Source organism: Shewanella sp. 10N.286.51.B8 (genome assembly GCF_041469325.1).
Taxonomy (GTDB): domain Bacteria; phylum Pseudomonadota; class Gammaproteobacteria; order Enterobacterales; family Shewanellaceae; genus Shewanella.
The window spans coordinates 1-16,506 of the sequence record NZ_JBFRKG010000059.1 but is presented as its reverse complement, the minus strand read 5'-3'; the positions used below and the strand labels follow the sequence as shown (position 1 = coordinate 16,506).

At 40.1% G+C, this 16,506-nt stretch carries 14 protein-coding genes; 11 read left to right on the top strand and 3 right to left on the bottom strand.

Annotated features, from left to right (window positions below; all coding sequences use genetic code 11):
* Positions 1 to 243 precede the first annotated feature (243 nt).
* Together AB4160_RS18475 and radC are read right to left on the bottom strand one after the other, a co-directional pair.
* Positions 244 to 657: a DUF2787 domain-containing protein gene (locus AB4160_RS18475; protein ID WP_372005908.1), complete on the bottom strand. Its 414-nt coding sequence runs from the start codon at positions 655 to 657 to the stop codon at positions 244 to 246.
* A gap of 168 nt (positions 658 to 825) precedes the next feature.
* Positions 826 to 1,302: a DNA repair protein RadC gene (gene radC, locus AB4160_RS18470; protein WP_372005905.1), complete on the bottom strand. Its 477-nt coding sequence runs from the start codon at positions 1,300 to 1,302 to the stop codon at positions 826 to 828.
* 144 nt (positions 1,303 to 1,446) lie between these two features.
* On the opposite strand from radC, the gene AB4160_RS18465 reads away from it, so the two are divergent.
* The 11 genes from AB4160_RS18465 (at position 1,447) to AB4160_RS18415 (ending at position 15,933) form a co-directional block, all read left to right on the top strand.
* Complete coding sequence (locus AB4160_RS18465; protein WP_372005902.1) at positions 1,447 to 1,635, top strand: AlpA family transcriptional regulator; 189 nt, start codon at positions 1,447 to 1,449, stop codon at positions 1,633 to 1,635.
* A gap of 295 nt (positions 1,636 to 1,930) precedes the next feature.
* On the top strand, positions 1,931 to 2,287 hold the full coding sequence (queD, locus tag AB4160_RS18460) for a 6-carboxytetrahydropterin synthase QueD (RefSeq protein ID WP_372005899.1): 357 nt from the start codon (positions 1,931 to 1,933) through the stop codon (positions 2,285 to 2,287).
* Between the two features lie 2 nt (positions 2,288 to 2,289).
* Positions 2,290 to 2,991 (top strand): DUF6884 domain-containing protein, encoded by a 702-nt coding sequence (locus tag AB4160_RS18455; protein WP_372005897.1) that lies wholly within the window; start codon positions 2,290 to 2,292, stop codon positions 2,989 to 2,991.
* Complete coding sequence (locus tag AB4160_RS18450; RefSeq protein ID WP_372005895.1) at positions 2,988 to 3,905, top strand: hypothetical protein; 918 nt, start codon at positions 2,988 to 2,990, stop codon at positions 3,903 to 3,905. The genes AB4160_RS18455 and AB4160_RS18450 overlap by 4 nt, the downstream gene beginning before the upstream one ends.
* Before the next feature lie 18 nt (positions 3,906 to 3,923).
* On the top strand, positions 3,924 to 5,168 hold the full coding sequence (locus AB4160_RS18445) for a hypothetical protein (RefSeq protein ID WP_372005893.1): 1,245 nt from the start codon (positions 3,924 to 3,926) through the stop codon (positions 5,166 to 5,168).
* 23 nt (positions 5,169 to 5,191) lie between these two features.
* Positions 5,192 to 6,988, top strand: coding sequence for an ATP-binding protein (locus tag AB4160_RS18440; RefSeq protein ID WP_372005890.1), 1,797 nt, complete (start codon positions 5,192 to 5,194; stop codon positions 6,986 to 6,988).
* A 12-nt stretch (positions 6,989 to 7,000) separates the two neighbouring features.
* Positions 7,001 to 8,764, top strand: a complete 1,764-nt coding sequence (locus AB4160_RS18435) for a hypothetical protein (protein ID WP_372005887.1) — start codon at positions 7,001 to 7,003, stop codon at positions 8,762 to 8,764.
* A 39-nt stretch (positions 8,765 to 8,803) separates the two neighbouring features.
* Positions 8,804 to 11,077 (top strand): UvrD-helicase domain-containing protein, encoded by a 2,274-nt coding sequence (locus AB4160_RS18430; protein ID WP_372005884.1) that lies wholly within the window; start codon positions 8,804 to 8,806, stop codon positions 11,075 to 11,077.
* Complete coding sequence (locus AB4160_RS18425; RefSeq protein WP_372005881.1) at positions 11,074 to 12,015, top strand: PD-(D/E)XK nuclease family protein; 942 nt, start codon at positions 11,074 to 11,076, stop codon at positions 12,013 to 12,015. The genes AB4160_RS18430 and AB4160_RS18425 overlap by 4 nt, the downstream gene beginning before the upstream one ends.
* A 1-nt stretch (position 12,016) precedes the next feature.
* Complete coding sequence (locus AB4160_RS18420) at positions 12,017 to 13,672, top strand: hypothetical protein (protein WP_372005879.1); 1,656 nt, start codon at positions 12,017 to 12,019, stop codon at positions 13,670 to 13,672.
* A 20-nt stretch (positions 13,673 to 13,692) separates the two neighbouring features.
* Positions 13,693 to 15,933 carry a DEAD/DEAH box helicase gene (locus tag AB4160_RS18415; protein WP_372005877.1) on the top strand — a complete coding sequence of 747 codons (2,241 nt, stop codon included), beginning with the start codon at positions 13,693 to 13,695 and terminating at the stop codon, positions 15,931 to 15,933.
* Here AB4160_RS18415 and AB4160_RS18410 read toward each other — a convergent pair.
* Positions 15,930 to 16,506: hypothetical protein (locus tag AB4160_RS18410; RefSeq protein WP_372005875.1), on the bottom strand; the 577-nt coding region annotated here is incomplete at its 5' end. The two genes, AB4160_RS18415 and AB4160_RS18410, sit on opposite strands and share 4 nt — an antisense overlap.

Below are 16,506 nucleotides of genomic sequence, written 5' to 3'. Positions count from 1 at the left end.
ATGGAATTAGACCAGAACACGATATTCCACACATCAGCGAGTTGTTGGCTAAACTGTTTCTCAAGTAAGAAGCTAATGAGTTTAACCTTATCATGATCTTTTACTGCTTGAACTTCAGGCATGGGCAAGTTCCTTTTTTCTGCTATATCGATGTTTTGGGCACTTTGGTTTCGCAAAGGCCCATGGGGTAAGGGTTTGAGTGTTCCCGTTTTACCAATATGGGAACTTGGGTTTGAAATGGCGTTAACCCAGTGCAATTTGCACCTGATAAACATCCATATGGTGATAGCTAGTGAAGTTGTCACTAAACAGTTCAATAAGCTCTGTGCCTTCATCATGTTTTATCCATCCACCAATTGAGCTATAGACTTGTTTGCTGTTGAAGCAAATATCAATGTCTTTGATGAGTTCAGGAAAGTCATGCCCATGAAAAGCAAAATCAGTAACGTAAACTAATCGCCATTGATTAAGTTGTTTCTCAAGCCTTACTTCAACAGGATGAAACCCACCTCGTTCAGGTGAATAGTCAGGATCACGAAAATATAAGGTGATGGCATTTGCCTCCTGTGGATTAGTGTTAATCAACTCTTGTGTTAGTAACTGATAGAAAGGGTCTGGCATAGCAGGTCTTTGATTGGTATCAATTGAAATTGTCATATAAACGTCCCTAATGAATAAACACGCAACAGCAAGAGATTAAGAGCGTGCGCTCTTAATCTCTTGCTAGCTGGTGGTTGATTGATTTTGAGTTACATCGAAATGGATAGGCTTCGAAGGTTATTAAGCCGAAGCTTTCTAAATAGAAAATACTGAATGCCGAGACCGTTAGATTAGACCTCTTTCCGCCAGTGACACCGGGGATTTACCCACTATTATGTGGTCTAAGACCCTGACATCTATTAATCCCAAAGCATCAATTAACTTCTTTGTAATGAGCTTATCTGCTTGAGAAGGTTCTGATTCACCTGAAGGGTGGTTGTGGGAAAAAATGACTGCAGCGGCGTTTACTTCAAGTACAGCTTTCACTACTTCTCTCGGGTAAACACTGGCAGCGTCAATGGTGCCAAAGAACAACTCACGAAACTCGATGAGCTGATGCTGGCTGTTGAGCATCATCACCCCAAAAACCTCCCGCTCATACCCACCTAACTTGTAAGTAAGGAAGTCCTTTGTGCTCTGAGGGTTAGTGAACACATCCTGATGGTTCAGTTTTTCTGCAATGATACTCGCAGCGCTCTCAAGTACTTGAAGGGCTGTCGTGGGCCAATGGGATGGTTTATTTTGATTTGAATTACTGCGCATAAAAGTCTCCTTTATCTGTTAATGGCTTATGCACAGTAGTGATATATACCCGAAACTTATTGGAATCGTATTTGTGAGGCTGATGTCGGCGGTAATTTTTTACTAGCTCGCCCCATGTTGTGAATCAAACATGAGGTATTCACAATGAGACTAATAAAATTAAAAGAAGTGATGGATAGTACTGGGCTAGGGCGTTCAACAATTTATAACTATATTGCTGATGCCACTTTCCCAAAACCAGTAAGCCTAGGAGCTAGAGCGGTCGCTTGGGTTGAAAGCGAAGTGCAGGATTGGATATTGGAAAGGATAGAAGAGAGAGATTTGTTGATTTAACCTTTATACAATTATGCTTACAGCGTTAAGTATTTTTGGCTACTTTTTATAGAATTCTGTTATTATAGTGCGCTATTTATTAGACATTTTTCATGCTTTTGAATTGAAAAATTGATTACTGTTAAAGATGTCGCATTAATGAATGCTACCCTTTCATCCATACCTCATTGATTAACCTGACAACTAGCTGAATTATTTCAGAATCGTAACTGTTTGTGTTTTTTGGACTGACTATTGATTATGGCTGAGGAGTGTTCGCAATGTCGGTGTTCCTCTATAAAGTTAGGATTTGTTTTTGGAAATATATAAAGAATTTCAGTTTGAAGCTGCACACAAATTACCAAATGTACCTAAAGGGCATAAGTGTGCGCGACTTCATGGGCATAGCTTTTGGGTTAGAATTTATGTGGAAGGCGAGGTGTCAGAGGCTAGCGGTTGGATAATGGATTTCTCCGTGATTAAAGACGCTTTCATGCCACTTTATGAACAACTAGATCACAACTATTTGAACGATATCAAAGGGCTTGAAAATCCGACAAGTGAAAATATTTCTATATGGATCTGGAATCATCTTAAACCGCTATTACCAGAACTCTCCAAAATTGAAATCAAAGAGACGTGCACTTCTGGTTGCGTCTACGTAGGTGGTTAATAATGAATGTTTTAGTTATTTCTTCTTGTACAGGCGCAAAGGCTGTTGATCATGAAAAAGCTCCTACCTTGGAGGACTTTATTAAAGGTGGGCAACATATTGAAAGTATCCATGCTGACTTGCAAAGTACTCTCTTACCTGCTGCTCAGCTCTACACTGGGCAACAGCACGTTAGATTAATGAGTGCAATCAATGAGCTGAAGGACACGAGAAGTAACATTGAGATTGATTTGTATATTGTGTCTGCTGGTTATGGCGTGGTTGCGGCGAGCCAAGAATTGCCGCCGTATGAAGTTACATTTTCAGGCATGAAGAAAAAAGAATTACGCGAATGGAGTGATAAGTTATCTATAGCGAATGATTTTAGAAAAATCCTGAGCAAACCATATGATCTAGTGCTGATTTTATTAGGTGATAGTTATATAGAAGCGTGTCGAGTTGACGATTCTTTAATGCTCGCTAGCCCAACGATCATGTTTTGTGGTAATTCCCAAAAGAAAAAGCTACCACAGCTAGATAACTTGAAATCTATAGGGTTAAGTAATCCTGAAGCAAAAAGGTTTTCTTGTGCACTTGTGGGATTAAAAGGAGAGCTTGCTGCAAGATTATTAAGAGGAATTGCTAAGTCTGAGCAATTCCTTGAACAATTACTCGATTCGAACTTGCCTTTAGAGCAGTTGGAAAATATGAAGGTAGGTCAATGACACATGCTAAATATTTCGGTGTAATAACAAACCGAGATTATATAAAAAAGAACAAAGGTACGGATAAAGAGGTAAGAACCCCATTTTGGGATATTTTGGATGAACATCCAGATGGTTGGTTGTGTTCATTAGCGTACAAAACTATTGCTGTCCCCCAAGATAAACAGATGATTTGGGATTGTGGAGCATGGAGTTATAAGCTAGAAGAGGTTCCTAAATTAGGTAAGCACCTAATTACAACTGAATGGGTCATCCAAGAATATAGCAAATATGCAAAACAGGGCGATTTTATAATAGCGCCAGACCATATATTTATCAGTGATGACGTAGTTATAGAACGTAGAGCGTTCAATAAAAAGTCTGCGGAGGAGTTTCTAGCTCCAGCATTGGAGGCTGGCTTTATACCTATGGGCGTTGTTCATGGGCTTGATTTGGATGAGAAACTGAAGCGCTGTCAAGAGCTTGTCGACCTAGGTTATAAAGCAATATCGCTTGGTGGTCTTGCTTTCAGAGCTTCATCCCAAAAAAAGGTCGCTATAGAGTTTGTCCGCCAGGTTAGGGAACTGTTCCCTGATGTATGGTTGCATGTACTTGGACTCTCTGCCCCTAGTTATGTGGCTGAATGGAATAAAATAGGTGTGGATTCTTATGATGGTGCTAGCCATTACAAGCAAGCCTTCACTGGCGGGGCCTATTACATGTACGATAATGAACAGAAAAAGCTACTTAAATATAAAGCAGCAAAATTGACAGCAAATGAAGAGGTTACTGCTCCTCTTTGTGAATGCAAAGCTTGCCAAGTTCTTAGAGAAGAAAATATAGATACTCGAACTTATGGTAGCAACGAAAATAACATGGGGCGTGCAGCGCACAATATGAACCATTTAATCAGAAACTTAAATGATCTAAAGTAATTAGTTAAGGGGGGGCTTGTGCGATTTGATATGGAGTTCAATAAGTCACTAAGTGACGCCATTGCAGACGTTTCAAAGAAAGTGGCTGAATGGGATGCATCCAATCAGCCAGATAACACTGAAAAGTTGGAAATGGCTAAACGAATAGTTTCTTTTGACCATTGCACAAGCTCGGAGCATTTTACTGTTGCCGCAGTGGATAGCACTGGTGACTATCCCTCTGTTAATTACAATGATTCGTTTGTGCATGCTAGCTTCTCTCAAGCAGTCGTTTACGAGACTTCAGCTACGTATGGCTTAAGAGAGACCGAAGCAGTGCCAACCAATTTCGGTTTTTGTTGGATGCCGGATGGTAAATCGATTGCTGAAAACAATCTTAAGAGCGTGTTTGCTAAATTATCTATAGGTAGCCTTGCGTTACCAGATACTCAAACAGAGTCTGTATTAAGGGATGTTATTAAAAAGTCTGATTATCTAAGCTTGAAAAAAAAGCTAAAGCAACAGAGCATTTCAGTTGATGAGACTTTAGCTGAGTTAATACTCCCTAAACAATTTGATACCAGTAATATTGCCATTCAGCTAAATTCAGTAGCCAAATTAGGAGGAATGTATCAGTTGCTACTCACTGATCTTTCTCCAGATATATTTTTGCTTAACACTACCTTAGTTTTACCCACTTTCGGTGATGACAGAAAATCATCTTTATTTTTTGAACATTTGAAGAGAGCCTGTTGTGTTCTTGCTAAAGAGAAGTCAGCCGCTTTATGTGCATTGAGTAAATCACACGGAGTTAAATGTATTGATGAGATAGAAATCGCTGCTGCCCATAGTCAAGGCTTAGTTCGAGGTCAAGTCGCGGAGCATTGGTATTTGCGACTCCCCATCAGTGAAGAAGATGAGTGGTGCTTCTCACTATCTAATGCTAGCTTTCCACACCCGCCAGGAGCTGTTACTTACCTAATACGCTTTCATAAAAATATGCCGGTTATGCGTGTCGATCTCGATTTTAGCTATTGGATTGCTAATATTAAAGCTGAAACAGTAGAGAAAACGAGAGCGAATGAAAAAGCATTATTTAGCAAACTAGACTATACCTGCCATGATCAGCGCAGCTTAGGATATCCGTATCCATTAAGAGCTTGTCAAGAAAGAGTTTCACTAACTCAGACTGAGCGAGATGTGTTGAAAAAACAAATTACAGCAGCGGTGAAAAATGATATTGAACACCATGCTTTCAAGGGCTCTTCATCTTCTAGTCGTTAGCATTAAAGGTTGGTATTGGCACCATGAATGATATTAGTACACTCATTTCCCGTCTCGGAGAATCTTTTGGTGTTTTGGCTGAGAGCAATACATCGTCATTGAATATTGTAGCTAGAAATAGCGATATTGCTGTTGGAGATCTCTTTCTGATCCCAAGCCAGAGGGGAGAGCAGCAGCGGGTATATATTTTTAGAGCGACAGAATACGCCAACGTTCTTAACCGTTCAATGGATATGAGTGACATTGCGCGGAATAAACTGACGATGCCTGGTAGTTATTTTAGCGATAATTTAGCCGACGAAAAGTTGATCGCTATTCGAGGAATCTTATTAGGTTATTCTGAGTATTTTGGAAATAGCTGGGAATTTCACCGCCCACGCCGGCTCCCTGAACACCTTACAGATGTCTACCATATTAGCGCTGGTTGTAGTGAAAAAGCCGAAGTTTTAAAAGAATTGTTGGTAAAAGAGTTGCCTCAAGATGGGATTTATCTCGGTGACTTCTTGGCAGGTGAAACCGCGTTACCTGAAGTTAAAATTTGTTTACCGGCGTTTGCTCTTTCTCATCATATCGGCATTTTTGGCCGAACAGGTGTAGGGAAGAGTAATATGATGATGGTATTGATTAAAGGGGTACTGGATTACAATCGCCGCTGTCACCAAAGTGCTTCATCATCACCGAAAGCAAGTTTTATGGCTATTGATCCGCATGATGAATTCCTTCGATGGCATGCATCGTCGGGAGGTGCCGATGGTGTGAGAGCAATTTCAGAGCATTACTCTGATGAAGAGAAAGAGCAGTTAATTGCACCTTTTTACTATCTTTCAGCAAAAGAACTACCAGAAACTGGTTTTGAACAAAAAGTTTCAATTTCTCGCGCAGATATAACTCCTGAAGACTTATTTAGTATTGCAGAGTTTACTGAGCAGCAAATGTCGTTTGCGTCGAGGCAGTTTGCTGTACACGGTGAACAATGGATTGGTCGCAGTATCATGGGAGACACAGGTAACTCTAGCGATGTGGATGAAGAAGTAGAATACATGCAAGGAACGGTTACTGCCGTTCAACGTCGCCTTGGCTTTTTGCATCGAGGCAATACCCGTATCGTTACTAATTTCGATCCAGATTTCGGTGATGATTATACATCCCAACTACCTGACATTCTTTGTGCTCTTGAGGCTGGTCGAGTATTAGTTATCGATACTTCGTTGATGTCAGAGATGGAGCAGTTTCTATTTACAACTGTTGTCGCAAGAACACTGTTTACCCTTCGTAAAGCAATACGCAGTGTAGAGTCGGTAGACTTATTACCTAACGCTATTCGCTTAGCTTTCGGTAATGATGATGATTGCGGGCAAGTAGGTTTAGCTTGCCTAGTGGAAGCTTTAATTGAGCGGTTAAATAACGGCTCCCTACCCTATATTCAGAATGGTAGTGTCATCCCACCTAACCAATTACCTTACGTGAATATTGTGATAGAAGAGGCCCCATCAATCTTAAATCCTCAGCGTATGCGCTTTGGTTCCGTTTTTCGTGATATATCAAGACAAGGGCGAAAGTTCGGTATTGGCTTAAGTGTTATTTCACAACAAGTTAGTGAAATTGATGCAGGAGTACTGACGCAGATCAATACAGAACTAATTATGGCGCTAGGTAATGAAGGTGAGAGGAGAGAAGCAATAAAAAATGCTTCCATTGATATGCAAGGCTTCGAGCGAGAACTTCAAGTAATGGGAAAAGGGCAGGTTATTGTTACTGCCTCATATAAAGATATGCCGTTACCTGTACAAGTTCCTGACTTTGATTTTTTAGAACAATAATTAGGATGTTTTATGGCCAATGAAGTACGTGGGCTGTTATACGAAACTATTACCCATTTTGCATTAGTGAAGGCACACCAAGCTTCAGGATTACCAGGAACAGTTTATTGGAACGAAAAACCTGACGCTATGTCTGTAAATCCTGATTTTACAATCGGAATCGATAAAGACAATATAAGCCATATTATTCTTGTTACCGCTTCGGGATCATCCAAAGAGTCTGAAAAGAAATCATGGCGAAATCTAGGGGAGACTTTTGAGGCTAAAGCACAGTTACCGCAAGTACCTATTGCAATAAATTTGCTGTTTAAATCAGAAGTAAAAAAGGGTTTGTCTGAGGCTGTTGACAACCTGTATGACTCAACTTTACATCTAGAAAGAAAGTCTTATTTTGAACCTATCAAAAAGTGGGTTGAAGATAATGTGGTCGAGGCTGGGATAACAAAAGCTCAAAGAGATGATCTATTACATCTTGCAATTGACAGTAATAAAAAACTAGAAAGCTCACTCATAAGTTTTGCAAAAGAATTACAAGTTACACTTTTGAAAGAAAATGCTGAGTTGAAAGCATTGTGGCAGCTAATGTCTCAAGATTATCAGAAGATGCTAAAGTCTGAGCCCGTCAATGCCAGAAACACATTTGTGAAGCGAGGATTGGGGAAGCTTCTTGTCATTGAAGAGCCAGTAAGAAAAATTCTTTATAAAAATATTAATAAAGTAGGAGCTATTAAAGACTCAATCCCTGAGTACTGTATTGAGCTTGGGCTCTTTAATAAAACAACTGCTGGAGTACGGTTAGTCGATGATGAAGTTAACGCTGTGATTAGAATTTTGGGAGACAATGTCTGTGAAAAAATAATCAAGAAAGTGCCCGAATCTATGAACACATGGATTGTGCCATTGCGTAACCTCTCAAGAATTGCAACTCATGTCGAATTTGTCAAAGATAACTATCTCAAAATAACCAAGTCATCATCGCTCAAGAAAATGTTGCTGGAATGTTATTCCGATCCTGCTGCTATGTCGGGAGAAGCTTCAGATGAAAAACTATGGCTTTTCGAGATAATGGTCTCTCTTCTAAAAGCCAAAAGTGGGAAGTATCAAGGTTATGGTATATCACAGATGTCAATTGACTTTGATGTGTCAGAGTCTGGTCAAGGATCCCCTCTATTGAGGTTTTTACTTCCTAAATTTACACAAAGACAAGAGCTACCTAGTGACGACATAATTAATAAAATCTCAGAGGGCTTGTCTTGTAGATTTAAATTCGGTGTCAAGGAAGCTGAAATAGCAGGTTTGAAGGGAATTGTGGAATCTTGGGTTATCAAAGAAAATTTAGAAGATCGTTTAATTCCCTATAGAAACTTTGAGCCTATTCTTTGGCTTCTAGAAGCGGAATTAGTATCTCAAGGGGTGGAATATGACAAGAAAAAGTCTTATATAGGTTGGATTAATGAGTATGCCGATGTAGGAAAAAGAAGTGCTACGACGCCATTTGTGAAGGTGGGAAATACGCTTATTCATTGGAAAACAGTATCCGATGCCGGACGCGGTCATAAAAAGAAAGAGCTATCCGCGAGGGCTAGAGCCTTTAAGTATTCTTTTGATCAAGAAAATGGTCAATTTGAACGCCGAGAAGGTGTAGAACAGTTAGTGCTGATTGTTGATGGAACTTTCGATAGTAAAGACTTGAGAATTCTGCAAATCTCTGGATGGGACCGAATTATTTATCCTGATGAAATTGAGACCTTTGTACAAGAATTATCAAAGCAATAATGACAAGATTCAGCTAATTCACTTAATGGAAAAATGAATATGGAAGTACGGACAATAAACCTCGATATATTCTACGATATTATTACCCAAACTGTTGGTTCAGGTGCTTTGCCTTTTAATGTGGAGCAACAGCAAGCTGTCGAGCATGATTTCTCACTAAATCCATTATGGGTAGTTGCAGGTCCAGGTACGGGGAAAACTCATACTCTTACCTGGTTGGTGTTTAAACGTATCTTAGTGGATGGAATTGAGCCGAAGAAGATTTTCCTGACTACGTTTACCAATAAAGCAGCTGAAGAGCTTCATAGCCGGTTGATTCAAACTAAGCAGTTGCTGGTGGATGCAGGCTTGGAAGAGGCGGCTAAAATTGATGTATCCCATATACTTTGTGGAACATTGCATAGCTTAGCTTCCAAGGTGCTTGAGGATATGCGATACGATGAAGCACTGCGCATTCGTATACTGGAAGATGAAATCACACAGCAGTTCTTTGTCCGTAAGTCACGTAATCCTCTAATCGAAAATGATGACCTTGCCTTTTGGGAGTTTTTTGAACTGTGGAATAAGCCATTTCCGCCGAACAAAGCGACACGAGCTGGTTTAGCTGCAAAATTATTTAACCGTGTCACAGAAGGTAATATTGATATTGAGAAGTTGCTTCAAGATCCTGAGCCTGCCATTGTTTCGCTGGCTGAGGGTTATCAGGCGTATTTAGATTTACTTAAAGAGTTTCATCGAACAGATTTAGCGTTATTACAGAAACACTTATTAACCTTTTTACAGTCTTCACAAGGCGAAGAGTGGGCCGGACAAGGGTTAACCGTTATCGTTGATGAATATCAAGACACTAACCCGATTCAAGAAACTATTTACTTTGCTCTCGCTAAAGCTTCTAAAGACATTACGGTTGTAGGTGACGATGACCAGTCGCTATACCGTTTTCGTGGGGCAACCGTTGATTCGTTGCTGAACTTTGATAAAGCCTGTGAACATTATCTAAATTGCAAACCTGCACCTATTTATTTACATGAAAACCGCCGTAGCCATCCAAGAATTGTTGAGTTTGTAAACCAGTTCATTAAGCATCACCCAGAGATGCAAGATCCTAATATTCGTGTCAGGGCCCCAGGTAAACCAGAGATGACGAGTGCTGCTTCTGTTACTGGCACATATCCTGCTGTAGCGAGTATTTTGCATCGAGATATTAGAACTACCGCGGTTCAAGCCGCAGAGTTAGTGCGTTCTTTAAAAGATAACAATTTAATTGAAGATTACGGTCAGGTGGCTTTTCTTACCTTTACCACTCGAGAAACGGTAAGAGGAATTCAGCAGTATACGGATTCTTTAGCTGAGGTGAGTGTTCCTTACTATAATCCGAGAAATAAGCAGGCACATCGAGCTCAATTGGTTCAAGCTCTAATTGGTGCACTAAGCCATATCATCAATCCAGAACGAAACTTTGAAACCCTTATTGCTGGTTTACCACGTGGTGTGGTGGATTTTATGAACTCATGTGAGATGGCATTTACAGATTTGATTGATTCAGGTAATTACCCTGAATTAGAGCGGTATCTTAATGATTGGGTTCATAATTTAGCAAAGCAAAAATTTAACCAAGAGAAGACGAACTATCTAAGTTATAAAAAAGGGCAAAATGTAACCTTGCTGTCATTACTATACAGAGTGATGGCTTTTGAACCTTTTGCGACAGCGCTGACTGAACCAGAAGCAGCAGGCCGCTTGAAGGTCATTAACACCGTACTCTCTGAATACGAGTCAATGTATAACGAAGGTCACCTCAGGTTAAAACAACTGCCAAGCGGCGAATGTGTGATTACTGATTGGGATCTCTATAACGTATACGCTGTGTTTGTTGAGGGGATTCATGACGGATTGAGCGACCCGGAAGACGAAGCATTCCAGGTACAAAGCGGTGCGGTCAATATCATGACTATTCATCAGTCTAAAGGGTTAGAGTTTGAAGTTGTATTTGTTATTCGCCCGGATAAACAACCGTTCGTATCTGATACTCATCGCTTAGAAGAGTTACTCTTGCCTTATATCGACTCGCCAAGCTTGCCAACAACAGGCAATATGCGAAGTGCCGAGATGCGAGCTGCTGAAGATACTATTCGATTGTTTTTTGTCGCCTACTCTCGTGCCAAGCGCCTACTGTTTTTAACCGGAAAATTTGCAGGTGGACAAACGGGTAACGCTGCTGCTTGGCAACGTGTGCTTGGTTTTGAGCACGGTGCTGGAGAGATCACTAAAATAAAGGACTTTAAGACCAAGCTGGGGGTTGAGCCAATATGAGTTTTATTACAAAGCTAACAGATGGTGGCTGGACTAAGCCCGCATTGAAAGAAGAAAGTCATATACGTAAGTATTCAACAACCGGGGATATACTCTCGTTCAAGCGTTGTCGACGTCAATATGGATTTTTTCATGTTCGAGGTTTTCGAAGTGCGTCTAGTACCCAGATGTACTTTGGTACTCTGGTGCATGATGTACTGGATAAGATACACAGGGTTTATAAGTTAACTGGTGCACTACCTGATAAAGAGGGTATTCGTGAGGTAGTTGATGAGTCCCATGAGTTACTGGTTCGCTCAGGTATACGTCCTTATGATCCAAAACAGCAAAAAGAGAACGCAATTAAGTTATTGGATCGTTTTCTAATCCTTGTTAATGAGAAATTTTTTAACCATGTTCAACAAACTGAGTATCCCTTAGAGCGAGAGCTTAAAACGGATAATAATGCGCCTTATGTGCTGCACGGGATTGTCGATGTTCTATCCGGTGCAATTTGTCATGATCTCGATCTTCCCTACAGTACGGACCCTGGTGATATTGAAATTTGGGATTACAAAGCAAGTAAACGTCCAGCAAAAGGATCTCAATATTTGCGCGATTATGAGTATCAAATGCGTGTGTACAGTGAACTCTATAAACAGCAAACAGGTGAATACCCCGCACGAGCTGTGCTTGTGTTTCTTGGCGAGCTTAATAACGACAAACTATGGGAAGCTGCAGAGGGAGACCCTTCCAATTTCTCTAAAATTTTCTTTGTTGTCGATCCAAAACCCTCTCATATCCAAACAGCGATGAGTGACTTTAATGGAACGGTAGATCGTATAGAAGAGGAACGAGCTAAGTATTTTGTCGATCAGTGGAAGGCACCGGATCATGAGGTAGATGGTGATACCTGTCAGGCGTGCGAGATTAGGTTTAATTGTGAGAGGCAAAAGTAAGATGGCAGGTGAAAGAAGAGGTAAGGTTCTCGAGCTTATAGTGGCAGCTAGTTTTCAGTTGAGAACTGAGAATAGTTATACACTAAATAAAATTGTATTGGATAGTCATGTAGAAGGTCTTAGGTGGAAACCGGATGTTTTTTTGGAACTTTTACGTGATAAAAATCTTTATTCTATCCTTGGGTTAATCACTTATGCAGGCTCTGAAAATGATTCTCAGCAAAAATTTTGGAGAAATATTTGTGAAGTAAAAGATTTTAAATCTAATTTTACAAGCGGATATGTTTTTTCATTTATTGCAGGTGGTCGTATAAGGGGGAAAATATTAAAAGCTCAAGAGAGTTTGTTTGATTGTGTTTTTAATCTTGATGAATACTTTGTTGATTTAAATAGTCTATTGCAAGAATTTCAATCTGAAAATAGTAGTGAAAAAATTGTTGAGCTAATTAATGGTAAATACAAAGAAGATTTGGGTTTTAAGAGTTGCGTCAACCGTCTCTCAATGGATGTATATAGCTGTTTAAGTGTGAAATGTGTTAACAGTGGGTTTTGGGATGAGCTAATCGTAACTGGTAAAAGTTTTTATCCAACCCCACGCAATACGTATTATCGTAGAGGAATTACAAAGTCTGCTTTGTTTACTAAAGTGGAAATTTCTGAATTAAAGAAAAGTGGGAGGTTGAAATCAAAAAGCAGAGTTGATCTCGTTCTTTGTGGTATTTTAAAAGACAAGATCGGTGGGTTATCATTGGATGATAAAGATATTGAATATGCCATAGAGAATATAAGTAATCTGTATGAGGTTATTGAGTTTGGTTTGTCAGATGTAGGTAAGGATAGTGTTGATAAGATTTTAAATTCCAGAGATATAAAGAATGTTTTAAATCATATTAAAGAGAATTATATTGATTTTACTAATGCTGAAAAATTAGAGCAATACCTATATTCTGGTTTAGATGAATTTCCTTCTAAAACCGTATTTATTGCGATAAAAGCAATTCTTGCAGAAGTTTTAGGGCGTCAAGGGCAAGGCTGGTTAGAAGAAGTCTCAGATAAAGTTGGTGTGGTTAAATCAGTGTTAATTGGAATTGATATTCCTAGATTTGAGCGTGGTGAAAGAGATTTAAAGTCAAACTTGCGAACAGCAATAGCTGACTCTCTTTCTCAAAGGCTAGGAAAAGTAAAATTTGATAGTGTTGAAGTAGATTCGGTACTGGCTTCTTTTTTCAAAAAAGAAATTGAAACAAGACTGATATGTCACGGTATGGACCCAATAAAATCGATAGTACTTTTCTATCTGAAAGAGAATAATATCTGCTATGAAGAGTCTTATTTAGATAGTGCGATCTCAATATCCTTAGGGTTTTCTGGAAGAGATTTATCTATGAGAGGTATTTGGGCTGGAGATGTATTTATACATTGGAGATCTGTAACGAAAGCAGGTAAGACACATAAATTGAAAGAAATTTCATCAAGATGCTTTCAAGGGCGGAAGCTTATTAAAAATAATCGATTTGTGGCATCTAAACATCCAAAATATACGGTGCTGATAGTTGATGGTGAGTGGGCGGCTGAAGATTTTTTATTACTTAAAAGTCATGGCTGGGACTACATATTATACCCTGACCAACTTAACAAACTTGATGAAATATTTTGAGACTAACAGAAAATTTATTCATGAATAATTCATATATGAACTTCAAAGAATTGTTAGGACAAAGGGCTGCGACATACGTACAAGGCAAATATGAAAAAGTTCAATCTAAAGTTACTAACAACCTAATTGTTTCCTCACCAACAAATTCGGGTAAGTCATTAGTAGGGGAACATTGCTTATTTGGAGCTATAAAAGCTAAGAAAACTGCAATCTTGATCGAGCCTCTTCGTGCTTTAGCGCAAGAAAAGTATGACGAGTTATCAAGTAAGTACAGTGGTCAAATTAAGGTTAGTATTTCAACTGGTGACTATAGGCTCTTGGATGAACAATACACAAACCCGCCTCCAGAAGGTGAGCTAATTGTCGCTACACCAGAGCGTTTAGAAGCTATTTTCCGCAATGCAAAAGCTTTACCTTGGATTGAAAATATCGGCTGTGTTGTAATCGATGAGGCTCATTTAGTTGCGGATAGACTGCGTGGCGCCACATTAGAATACTTGATCACCACACTTAAGTGCTTACCGTCAAAACCAAGAATCGTCTTGCTCTCTGCCACAATAGGTAATGTTGATCGAGTCAAGGCCTGGCTAGAGCCCTGTGAAGTTGTTTCCGTCACTGAGCGGCACCCTGCATTACATAAACACGTTATCTCACTACCCGAAGGAAATGATGTAAGCACTCAAGTTGCATCTTGGGCCAAAGAGGCTTTGCTTTCTAATGAGAATGCACAAGCGTTAGTGTTTGTTTATCAAACCCGTCAAGCTGAGTCAGTAGCCAAAGCGCTAACAGAATCTTTGGGTAAGTTAACTGGGGAAGTAGGTGCATTACCTTATCACTCAAAATTGTCAGCCCAACAACGTAATGAGCATCGCGAGGCGTTCATCTCTGGTAAGTCTCGAATAGTAGTGACTACATCAGCGCTCGCGATGGGGATTAACCTGCCATGTACGCATGTACTAGTGAGAGACCTCTCTTACCTGGGCGCTCGTAACCCTGATGTGGGTAACTTATTGCAAATGATGGGGCGAGCAGGGCGTGGTAATACAGAGGGGCACGCCTATGTGCTTTGCAGGTCAAGTGATGACTGGCAACCTGAGCTGTTACAGAAGTCCCTTGATGACGAAATTTTACCTGATTTTAAGTCTGTTTTTGAAAGAGAGGATGATTGGCAAACCTCACAGCAAGATGATATTGCTACAACACAGGTAACAGCCTATTTGAGCCGGAAAGGTGAAGAGGGAGCATCGGTTGCAGAAATAGAGCAGTTTTTTTTGCAGTCGTTGGGCGGGCAGCAATTTTCCGACTTTGTACCTGGTGCGTTAACCTGGCTTGAGCGGCATCTTTTTGCTTGGAATGATGATGGAGTCTATAAGCTAACCGTACTTGGTGAGAAAACATGTTTGAGTGTTTTACCTTTGCCTTTAGCGCATGGTTACGTCAGTTTAATACGAGACTTAATGTTATTAGACGATTCGGACGAAGTGCTAAAGAGCTGGCAGCCATTAGATCATATTATCGCATTGAGCTTGCTCCATGTTAGTACGCCAACATTACGTAGTTTTTCAGCTAAGCTAGCTGAAACTGTTGATGCTTGGGGGGAGTCTCAATCCAAAAGCCATTCATCTTCTGTACCTCTTTTATTTAAAGACTGGCTACGTGGTCAAAAAGAACATTCAAAAGCGCTGGAAGTATTTGGTTCGCTTGATATTGCATTACCTAAAAAAGGTAAGCAAGGTGAAGAGTGGGCGAGAAAGAAAGGTTATCAAGCCGTTTTTGTGGCTGCAGTTTTGCAGGCGAGAAGCCAGGGCATTTCAGTTAGTCGCATTGAAAAGCAATTTGGAATAAAAAATTTAGATGGCGTAGAAGAGCGTTGGCGAGACGATTTGCTCTGGTTGCTTGCCGGGATTAGTAAGCTGCTTGATGTTAGAACTTTTTACTTCCACCTAAAAGAGGGTTGTGAAGCTAATCAAGAACGTATTAAGCGTGTAAAGGGCCTTTTGAAGCGCATGCAACGCCAGATATTAACGCTTATGGAGCAAGTCAAATATTGTTCTGCACTTGGACCGTTATTGCGAGATATACAAAGAGCTAATCGTGGCAAAGCTGGTGTAGGCATTCAAACTATCAGAAAATTGGAAGAGGGTGGAATAGAGTCAATTGCCCAGTTAGCTAAACTGAAGCTCGAAGAGATAGTTGCAATGGGGATAAGGCGAGATATAGCCGAAAGAATTGTCGGCTATATCCGCAAAAGAAGGGTTTAGTTTTCGTAGATCGCCAGAACATTGAGATCTGGCTCTGCTTTCAGCATGCCTACAACTTTCCCACCGTGCTTATAAAATCGTTTAACGAAGTTATAAGCGAACGTACCGGTATGGTATTCCTCATTTGCCACAATATGTAGGTGTAACGTCTCTCCAGAGGCTGCAACAGGTAGCCTAAAGTCAATCCACTTGATTTTACCGTGTTTCTTAGCTGCTGCTTCTATGCATTGCATAGCTTTTGTTGCGCAATAATACTTAGAGTAACTATCCCAGTATTCTTTGCGTTTTTGCAGAAGCTCTTCTTCATTAGTAACATCCTGGATTTCGGGGTATTTGTTACTTGGACGTCCATCATCTGTTGTTAAGGCTTCGCGAAGATCAATGAATAGAGGGGCAACAGTTCCATCATCAAATTCAGCAGCCGTTGGTATTAAGCAAGTTTTTGCTGGTAACTCAAAGAAACATAAAGGTTTTGGACTTGGAACTCTTTTGCTGAATTCTGGATACCACTCCGGAGCGGTTCCAGTTTCTAGATTAAAGTCTTCAATGAGCAAGAGGGTGTAACAGATTCTG

What these genes read in the sequence shown, in the direction of transcription:
- AB4160_RS18475 (WP_372005908.1), bottom strand. Translation starts at nt 657, where the DNA reads ATGACAATTTCAATTGATACCAATCAAAGACCTGCTATGCCAGACCCT.
- radC (WP_372005905.1), bottom strand. Translation starts at nt 1,302, where the DNA reads ATGCGCAGTAATTCAAATCAAAATAAACCATCCCATTGGCCCACGACA.
- AB4160_RS18465 (WP_372005902.1), top strand. Translation starts at nt 1,447, where the DNA reads ATGAGACTAATAAAATTAAAAGAAGTGATGGATAGTACTGGGCTAGGG.
- AB4160_RS18455 (WP_372005897.1), top strand. Translation starts at nt 2,290, where the DNA reads ATGAATGTTTTAGTTATTTCTTCTTGTACAGGCGCAAAGGCTGTTGAT.
- AB4160_RS18450 (WP_372005895.1), top strand. Translation starts at nt 2,988, where the DNA reads ATGACACATGCTAAATATTTCGGTGTAATAACAAACCGAGATTATATA.
- AB4160_RS18440 (WP_372005890.1), top strand. Translation starts at nt 5,192, where the DNA reads ATGAATGATATTAGTACACTCATTTCCCGTCTCGGAGAATCTTTTGGT.
- AB4160_RS18435 (WP_372005887.1), top strand. Translation starts at nt 7,001, where the DNA reads ATGGCCAATGAAGTACGTGGGCTGTTATACGAAACTATTACCCATTTT.
- AB4160_RS18430 (WP_372005884.1), top strand. Translation starts at nt 8,804, where the DNA reads ATGGAAGTACGGACAATAAACCTCGATATATTCTACGATATTATTACC.
- AB4160_RS18425 (WP_372005881.1), top strand. Translation starts at nt 11,074, where the DNA reads ATGAGTTTTATTACAAAGCTAACAGATGGTGGCTGGACTAAGCCCGCA.
- AB4160_RS18420 (WP_372005879.1), top strand. Translation starts at nt 12,017, where the DNA reads ATGGCAGGTGAAAGAAGAGGTAAGGTTCTCGAGCTTATAGTGGCAGCT.
- AB4160_RS18415 (WP_372005877.1), top strand. Translation starts at nt 13,693, where the DNA reads ATGAATAATTCATATATGAACTTCAAAGAATTGTTAGGACAAAGGGCT.